Here is an 8,848-nt window from a genome sequence, read left to right on the forward strand (position 1 = left end):
GTCATGGTAGCCGCACCCCGCCTGTCGCCACACCCTGTCACCACGATGTCACTGTGCACGTAGCAGAAACGTGGTGAGAGACCAGAAGGTTCCCCGTATCCCGCCCTCTCACACGCCCGCGGCGACAGTGCGTCAACAACCCTCGCTTCCGTTTCCGCGCATCCACTCCTCCATCACCGACAGCAGGTGATCGGGGTCGACCGGCTTGGTGACGTAGTCGGAGGCACCCGACTCGATCGCCTTCTCCCGGTCGCCCTTCATCGCCTTCGCGGTCAGCGCGATGATCGGCAGCCCGGCGAACTGCGGCATCCGGCGGATCGCCGTCGTCGTCGCGTATCCGTCCATCTCGGGCATCATGATGTCCATCAGAACGACCGTCACATCGTCGTGCTGCTCAAGGACTTCGATGCCCTCCCGGCCGTTCTCCGCGTACAGCACCGCGAGCCCGTGCTGCTCCAGGACGCTGGTGAGCGCGAAGACGTTACGGATGTCGTCGTCCACGATCAGCACCTTCTCGCCGCCGAACAGGAAGGTGCGGCGCGGCTCCGCCTCCACCCGCTCCTCGTCGGCCGCCGCCGGCTCGGCCTGACCGCCACGGGCCGGCTGGCCCGGCAGCGCCGGCTGCCGCTCGTCGAACCCGGACTGCTGCACCGTCTTGCGCCGGTGCCGGAACAGCGCCCCCGCGCCGGAGCGCAGATCGGCCGCCATCGGCGCGGGCGGGAACGGCGGCAGGATCTCGTCCACCGCGCCGTCCTCCAGACCCGTGCGCGGGTCGACCATCCCCTGCTCCCCCGGCCCGTAGCCGGGCGAGGGCAGCTCGCCGGGGCTCAGCGGCAGGTAGAGCGTGAACGTGGAGCCGCGCCCCGGCTCGCTCGCCGCGTAGATCTCGCCACCGAGCAGCCGTGCGATCTCCCGGCTGATCGACAGACCCAGGCCCGTACCGCCGTACTTGCGGCTGGTCGTGCCGTCCGCCTGCTTGAACGCCTCGAAGATCACCCGCATCTTGCCCGCGGCGATCCCGATGCCGGTGTCCGTCACCGAGAACGCGATCAGATCGGCCTCCGGGTCGCGCAGCGAACCGGACTCCAGGAGCTGCTCGCGGATCGACTGCGGCACGTCCGTCCCGGCCGGCCGGATGACCAGCTCCACGGCGCCCGAGTCGGTGAACTTCACCGCGTTGGACAGCAGGTTGCGCAGCACCTGGAGCAGGCGCTGCTCGTCGGTGTGGAGCGTGGCGGGCAGCTCGGGGGAGACCCGGACCGAGAAGTCGAGCCCCTTCTCCGCGGTGAGCGGCCGGAAGGTCGCCTCGACGTAGTCGACGAGCTGCACCAGCGCGATACGGGTCGGGGAGACGTCCATCTTGCCCGCCTCGACCTTCGACAGGTCGAGGATGTCGTTGATCAGCTGCAGCAGGTCGGAACCGGCGCCGTGGATGGTCTCCGCGAACTCGACCTGCTTCGGCGAGAGGTTGTGGTCCGCGTTGTCGGCGAGCAGCTTGGCCAGGATCAGCAGCGAGTTGAGCGGCGTCCGCAGCTCGTGCGACATGTTGGCCAGGAACTCGGACTTGTACCGCATGGAGACAGCGAGCTGTTCGGCCCGCTCCTCCAGGACCTGCCGGGCCTCCTCGATCTCGGTGTTCTTCACCTCGATGTCCCGGTTCTGCCGGGCCAGCAGCTCGGCCTTCTCCTCCAGCTCCGCGTTGGAGCCCTGGAGCTCCTTCTGCCGGTGCTCCAGCTCCGCCGAACGCTCCCGCAGCTGCTCGGTCAGCTCCTGGGACTGCTTCAGGAGCACCTCGGTCTTGGTGTTGACGCTGATGGTGTTGACCGTGGTGGCGATCAGCTCGGCGAGCTGGTTGAGGAAGTCCCGCTGGATCTGCGTGAACGGCTGGAAGGACGCCAGCTCGATCACACCCAGCACCTTCCCCTCGAAGAGGACGGGGAGGACGATCACATGCGCCGGGGCGGCCTCGCCGAGCCCCGAGGAGATCTTCAGATAGCCCGGCGGAACGTTGACCTGGATCGTCCGCTTCTCCTCGGCCGCCGTCCCGATGAGCGTCTCACCGGGCCGGAACGAGGTGGGCATGGACCCGGCCGAGTAGCCGTAACTGCCGCGCATCCGCAGCTCGTACGCGCTCTCCCCCTGCCGGCCGAGTTCGGCGCCGCCGGTCGCGGAGCCGGTCGGCATCGCCACGAAGAAGGCGCCGTGCTGGGCGGAGACGACCGGCGTCAGTTCGCTCATGATGAGCGAGGCCACGTCGTCCAGATCGCGCCTGCCCTGCATGAGACCGGAGATCCGGGCCAGGTTGCCCTTGAGCCAGTCCTGCTCCTCGTTGGCGAGGGTCGTGTCGCGCAGGTTGGCGATCATGGTGTTGATGTTGTCCTGGAGCGCCTGGATCTCGCCGGCCGCGTCCACGCCGTCGATCTTCAGGTTCAGATCGCCCCGTGTCACCGCCGTGGCGACGGCCGCGATCGCGCGCACCTGCCGGGTCAGGTTCCCGGCCATCTCGTTCACGGACTCGGTCAGGTCGCTCCAGGTGCCGTCGACGTCCCGCACGCGCGCCTGGCCGCCGAGGATGCCCTCCGTACCCACCTCACGGGCCACCCGCGTGACCTCCTCCGCGAAGGAGGACAGCTGGTCGACCATCGTGTTGATGGTGTTCTTGAGCTCCTGGATCTCACCGCGCGCGTCGATGTCGATCTTCTTGGTCAGGTCGCCCTTGGCGATGGCGGTGGTGACGGCGGCGATCTGGCGCACCTGGCCCGTCAGGTTCGACGCCATCGAGTTCACCGACTCGGTCAGGTCCTTCCAGGTGCCCGAGACGCCCGGAACCCGTGCCTGGCCGCCCAGTTCGCCTTCCGTACCCACCTCGCGGGCGACTCGCGTCACCTCGTCGGCGAACGACGACAGGGTCGTCACCATCGTGTTGACGGTGTCGGCGAGCTCGGCGACCTCGCCGCGCGCCTCGACCGTCACCTTCTTCGTCAGGTCGCCATTGGCGACCGCCGAGGAGACCCGGGAGATGTTCCGCACCTGACTCGTCAGGTTGTTGGCCATCAGGTTGACGTTGTCGCTCAGGTCCTTCCAGATGCCGGTGACCCCGCGCACCCGCGCCTGGCCGCCGAGGATGCCCTCCGTACCCACCTCACGGGCGACTCGCGTCACCTCGTCGGCGAAGTTGGACAGCTGGTCGACCATCGTGTTGACGGTCGTCACCAGCTCAAGGATCTCGCCCTTGGCGTCGACGGTGATCTTCTTCGACAGATCGCCCTTGGCGACCGCCGTGGTGACCTCGGCGATGTTCCGCACCTGCGAGGTCAGGTTGTTGGCCATGAAGTTCACCGACTGGGTGAGGTCCTTCCAGGTGCCGGAGACCCCCTGCACCTCGGCCTGACCGCCCAGGATGCCCTCCGTACCCACCTCACGGGCCACCCGCGTCACCTGCTCCGCGAAGCTGGAGAGCTGGTCGACCATGGTGTTGAGGGTGTTCTTCAGCTCCAGGATCTCGCCGCGCGCGTCCACGTCGATCTTCTGCGACAGGTCACCCCGCGCCACCGCCGTGGCGACGCCCGCGATGTTACGGACCTGGGCGGTGAGGTTCCCGGCCATGCCGTTCACCGAGTCCGTCAGATCACGCCACACGCCCGCGACGCCCGGCACCTGCGCCTGACCGCCGAGGCGGCCCTCCGTACCCACGTCACGGGCCACCCGGGTCACCTGCTCCGCGAACGCGGAGAGCTGGTCGACCATCGTGTTGATGGTGTTCTTCAGCTCCAGGATCTCGCCGCGCGCGTCCACGTCGATCTTCTGCGACAGGTCACCCCGCGCCACCGCCGTCGTGACCTGCGCGATCTGCCGCACCTGCGACGTCAGGTTGCCGGCCATGAAGTTGACGGAGTCGGTGAGCTCCTTCCACGTACCGGAGACACCGTCCACCCGCGCCTGACCGCCGAGGCGTCCCTCGGTGCCCACGTCACGCGCCATCCGCGTCACCTGGTCGGCGAAGTTCGACAGCTGCGACACCATCGTGTTGACGGTGTTCTTCAGCTCCAGCATCTCGCCGGCCACGTCGACCGTGACCTTCTGCGACAGGTCACCATTGGCCACCGCCGTCGTGACCTGCGCGATGTCCCGCACCTGACCCGTCAGGTTGCGGAACGCCGTGTTCACCGAGTCCGTCAGGTCCTTCCAGGTCCCCGCCGCGCCCGGTACGTGCGCCTGCCCACCGAGCAGACCCTCGACACCGACCTCCCGCGCGACCCGGGTCACCTCGGAACCGAACGCCGACAGCTGGTCCACCATCGTGTTGACGGTGTTCTTCAGCTCCAGCATCTCGCCGGCCACATTGACCGTGACCTTCTGCGACAGGTCACCATTGGCCACCGCCGTCGTGACCTGCGCGATGTCCCGCACCTGCGTGGTGATGTTCCGGAAGACGGTGTTGACCGAGTCGGTCAGGTCCTTCCATGTGCCGGCCGCGCCGGGCACCTGCGCCTGGCCGCCGAGCACACCCCCGGCACCGACCTCGCTCGCCACCCGGGTCACCTCGTCGGCGAACGTCCGCAGCGTCTCGGTCATCTGGTTGATGGTGTCCGCGAGCTGCGCGACCTCGCCGCGCGCACTGACCGTGACCTTCTGGGACAGATCGCCGTTGGCGACCGCCGTGGTGACCTCCGCGATACCCCTCACCTGATTGGTGAGGTTTCCCGCCATCGTGTTGACGGAGTCGGTGAGGTCCTTCCACACACCTCCGACCCCGGCGACCTCCGCCTGGCCGCCCAGCTCGCCCTCGGTACCCACCTCACGGGCGACTCGCGTCACCTCGGACGAGAACGACGACAGCTGGTCCACCATCGTGTTGACGGTGTTCTTCAGCTGGAGCATCTCCCCGGCCACATGAACCGTGACCTTCCGGGACAGATCACCCTTGGCCACCGCCGTCGTGACGAGCGCGATGTCCCGCACCTGCGCCGTCAGCCGGTACGCCATGGTGTTGACCGAGTCCGTGAGGTCCTTCCACGAACCGGACATGCCCCGCACCTGGGCCTGACCGCCCAGAATGCCCTCCGTACCGACCTCCAGGGCGACCCGCGTCACCTCGTCCGTGAACGCGGACAGCTGGTCGACCAGGTTGTTCACGGTCCGGGCGACCTTCAGGAACTCCCCGCGCAGCGGCCGGCCCTCCGGCCCCTCCGACCGCAGGTCCATCCGCTGAGCCAGATCGCCCTCGGCCACCGCCGACAGCACCCGCCCGACCTCGGAGACCGGCCGCGTCATGTCGTCGACGAGCGCGTTCGCGGCCTCGATCGCCGCCAGCCACGCACCCTCGCTGGGCCCGGCCTCCAGACGCTCGGACAGCTTGCCCTCACGCCCCACCATGCGCCGGACCCGCGACAGCTCACCGGTCAGATGCATCTGCCGGTCGGCGACCTCGTTGAAGACGGCGGAGATCTCCGCCATCATCCCGTCGCCCGACACGGTCAGCCGTTTACGGAAGTTCCCGTCCCGCATCGACACCAGGGCGGCCAGCAGCCGCTCCATGGCCGCCGCGTCCACCTGCACCGTCTCACCGCTCCGGGGCCGTCCGCCCTTCGCGCGCGTCGTGCCGCCGCCACCGCGCCGCGCCGCCGTGCCAGACTCCACCGTGTCCCTCCCGAAGGGGTTGACCGTACTGCCCGGGCCGTCACCACAAGCGTGCCCAGTGTTTCACCGCTGCCGAACCTGGCGATAACAGTTCGGCAGCTTCGCATAGCGTCCCCGCCCCCGTAGGGCGGAAACAGTTGCGACCGGCATCCGCCCGGACAGCGAAGGTAAGTAACCTGGCATCCGGCTGTCCAACCGCCCCGGGCCGCCCGGCGGGGGCGGGGTGGCGCGAAACGACCACCGGGCGCAGCGGGAGGGGCAGACCGACCATGGCGGAGCCGGGCGTCGAAACGCGTACGAGGAGTTCTGTGATCACCGCGCGGGCGGCTGCCACCTTCGACCCGGTAGGGCGGTCCGTGGCGACCGCCCGCGCCTTCGTCCGGGACACCCTCCAGGGCTGGGGATACGCCGAGGTCGTCGACGACGCCGTCGTCCTGACCAGCGAACTCGTCACCAACGCCGTGATCCACGCCGGCACCGCCGCCGACGTCCTGTGCCTGCGCGCCGATGACGGCGTACGCGTCGAGGTGGCCGACCGCTACCCCGAGCGCGAGATCCCCGTCCAGGGCGGCCGCACGCTCGCCCACCCCGACCGCGAGAACGGCCGGGGCCTCCTCCTGTGCGCCGCACTCGCCTCCCGCTGGGGCGTCGAGTACACGTCCACGCACAAACATGTCTGGTTCCAGCTCGATCTTCCCGAGCGCCCGATCGGCACCCGCTCCGCAGGACCGGTCCTCCCCGACGCCCTCCTCCCCACCGCCGACAGCCGCGTCCGCGTCGCCGTCGCCCAGATCGACCGCGGCGGCGCCATCTCCTCCTGGAACGAGGACGCGGAGGAGCTCTTCGGCTACGCCGCCGAACAGGTCATCGGAAAGCCCCTCGGCGACCTCGCCGCCTGGCCGCACACCCCCGGCATCGGCACCGGCCTCGCAGAGGCCCTGCGTCTCTCCCGCTGGGAGGGCAGCTACGGCATCCGCTGCGCCGACGGTCGCGTCATCCCCGTCTACGCCTCCCACCTGCGCGTACGCGACGCCGTGGGAGACCCTTCGACGGTCTGCCTCCTCGTACGGGAGTCCGAGCGCGCCGTCCTGCAGACCCCGCAGCGCCCCGCGGTCTCCGACCCCGGCGCCGAGAGCCGCGCCACGGACCCCTTCGAGGTCTTCATCGGCTCCCCGGCCCCCGACGACCTCGACGGCCTCCTGCAGCGCACGGTGGAGCGCGCCCGCGACATGCTCGACGGCGACTCCGCCTTCCTCCTGCTGGCCACCGACGACGAGACCGAGCTGGAGGTCCGGGCCACGACCGGCCTCCCCTCCGCCCGCCAGCGCTTCGCCCGCGTCCCCGTGGAGACCGGCGCCAGCCGCTACGGCTCCGCCCGGATGCCGGCCGTCCACGAGGACCTCGCGGCCGTCCCCGGCGCCGTACCGCTCCTCGAAGGCACCGGCATGCGCTCCGTCGTCACCGTGCCCCTGAAGGTCGAGGGCCGCCTCACCGGCTCCCTCGGCGTCGCCGCCGAAGGCTCCAACCGCTACTCCAACGAGGAGGCCCTGCGCCTCCAGTTCGCCGCCGACCGCATCGCGCTCGCCGTCGAGTCGGCCCGCCTCGGCGAGCTCGAACGCCTCCGCCGAGGCTCCCTCAGCTTCCTCGTCGAGGCCTCCGACCTGCTGGCCGGCACCCTCGACCGCGACCAGACGCTGGCCCTCATGGCCCAGATGACCGTCCCGACCCTCGCCACCTGGTGCGCCGTCTACACGATCGCCGACCAGGCCTCGGACCCGTACCTCTCGTACGTCCTGCACGAGGACGAGGACCGCATCGACGGCCTCAAGGCCCTGCTGTCCTCCATCGCCCCGCCGGACCCGGTACCCACCCCCGGCGCCCGCGTCTGGACCGCCCCGGGCGAAGCCGCCCACCGAGCCGCGCTCTCCACCTCCATGCGCGAACTCGGCCACGGCAGCGGCCCGCTGTCCTCGGGCATCGACACCACCCTCGCCACGGCCGCAGCGGTCGGCGGCGAGACGGTGGTCCTGCCCCTGGTGGCCCGCAACCGCGTCATCGGCATGCTCACCCTGGGCAAGCCGTCCGAGGACCACTTCCGCCAGGAGATCCTGGAGCTCGCCGAGGACCTCTCCCGCCGAGCCGCCCTCGCCCTGGACAACGCCCGCCTCTACTCGGAGCGCATGGCGATCAGCCAGTCGCTCCAGCGCAGCCTGCTGCCGCCCGGCCTCCCCCAGATCGACAACGTCGAGGTCGAGGTCATCTACCGCGCGGCCGGCGAGGGCAACGAGGTCGGCGGAGACTTCTACGACCTCTTCCCGATCCGTGACAACGCCTACGGCTTCGCCATCGGCGACGTCTGCGGTACGGGTCCGGAGGCCGCCGCCGTCACGGGCCTGGCCCGCCACGCCCTGCGCCTGCTGGCCCGCGAGGGCTTCGGCGGCCCCGCCGTCCTGGAGCGCCTCAACGCCGCCATCCTCGACGAGGGCGCCCGCAGCCGCTTCCTGACGCTCCTCTACGGGGAGCTGTGGCCCCAGCCGGACGGCTCCGCCAACCTCAAGGTCGTCTGCGCCGGCCACCCGCTGCCCCTGCGCCTCCGCCAGGACGGCACGGTCGTCCCGGCCGCCGACCCGCAGCCCCTGCTCGGCGTCATCGACGACCTGGAGCTGTACGAGCAGACCATCACCCTCGAACCGGGCGACGTCCTCCTCTGCGTCACGGACGGCGTCACCGAACGCCGCGAGGGTACGAGGATGCTCGGCGACGACGGCCTGATCGAGGTCCTCAAGACCTGTACGGGCCTGACGGCCGGCGCCGTCGCCGCCCGTATCCTCCGCGCGGTCGAGCGCTTCGCCCAGGAGCCCGCCTCCGACGACATGGCCATCCTGGCCATGCGCATCCCGGAGCCCCTGAAGGCCCTCTGAGAATCGGGGCCCTGCTCTACTCCGGTAGAGCGGGGTCCCGCTCCGGTCAGCTCCCCCACGGCACAAAACAAAGAAGGCCCCCGCCTGATGGCGGGGGCCTTCTTGTTTTCGCTGGAGCCCTTTAACGGAATCGAACCGTTGACCTTCTCCTTACCATGGAGACGCTCTACCGACTGAGCTAAAAGGGCGGGAGTTCGGCGGCGTCCTACTCTCCCACAGGGTCCCCCCTGCAGTACCATCGGCGCTGAAAGGCTTAGCTTCCGGGTTCGGAATGTAACCGGGCGTTT

The 8,848-nt window shown here is 69.9% G+C and carries 2 protein-coding genes, 1 tRNA gene and 1 rRNA gene; 1 reads left to right on the plus strand and 3 read right to left on the minus strand.

The features are described from left to right. Nucleotides 1-132 precede the first annotated feature (132 nt). Nucleotides 133-5,640 carry a HAMP domain-containing protein gene (locus tag ACF09C_RS35875; protein ID WP_392097657.1) on the minus strand — a complete coding sequence of 1,836 codons (5,508 nt, stop codon included), beginning with the start codon at nt 5,638-5,640 and terminating at the stop codon, nt 133-135. Between the two features lie 269 nt (nt 5,641-5,909). Between ACF09C_RS35875 and ACF09C_RS35880 the strand changes: the two genes are divergently transcribed. After that, nucleotides 5,910-8,561 carry a SpoIIE family protein phosphatase gene (locus ACF09C_RS35880; RefSeq protein WP_392097659.1) on the plus strand — a complete coding sequence of 884 codons (2,652 nt, stop codon included), beginning with the start codon at nt 5,910-5,912 and terminating at the stop codon, nt 8,559-8,561. A gap of 112 nt (nt 8,562-8,673) precedes the next feature. Here the strand turns inward: ACF09C_RS35880 and ACF09C_RS35885 are convergent. Both ACF09C_RS35885 and rrf read right to left on the minus strand, forming a co-directional pair. After that, a tRNA-Thr gene (locus ACF09C_RS35885) sits at nt 8,674-8,749 on the minus strand. Nucleotides 8,750-8,753: 4 nt separating this feature from the next. Beyond that, a 5S ribosomal RNA gene (gene rrf, locus ACF09C_RS35890) occupies nt 8,754-8,848 on the minus strand; the annotation flags it as partial.

The organism is Streptomyces sp. NPDC014870 (assembly GCF_043081505.1).
In the GTDB taxonomy this organism is placed as follows: Bacteria; Actinomycetota; Actinomycetes; order Streptomycetales; family Streptomycetaceae; genus Streptomyces.

Coding starts and splice junctions, on each gene's coding strand:
- ACF09C_RS35880 (WP_392097659.1), top strand. CDS start 5,910: ATGGCGGAGCCGGGCGTCGAAACGCGTACGAGGAGTTCTGTGATCACC.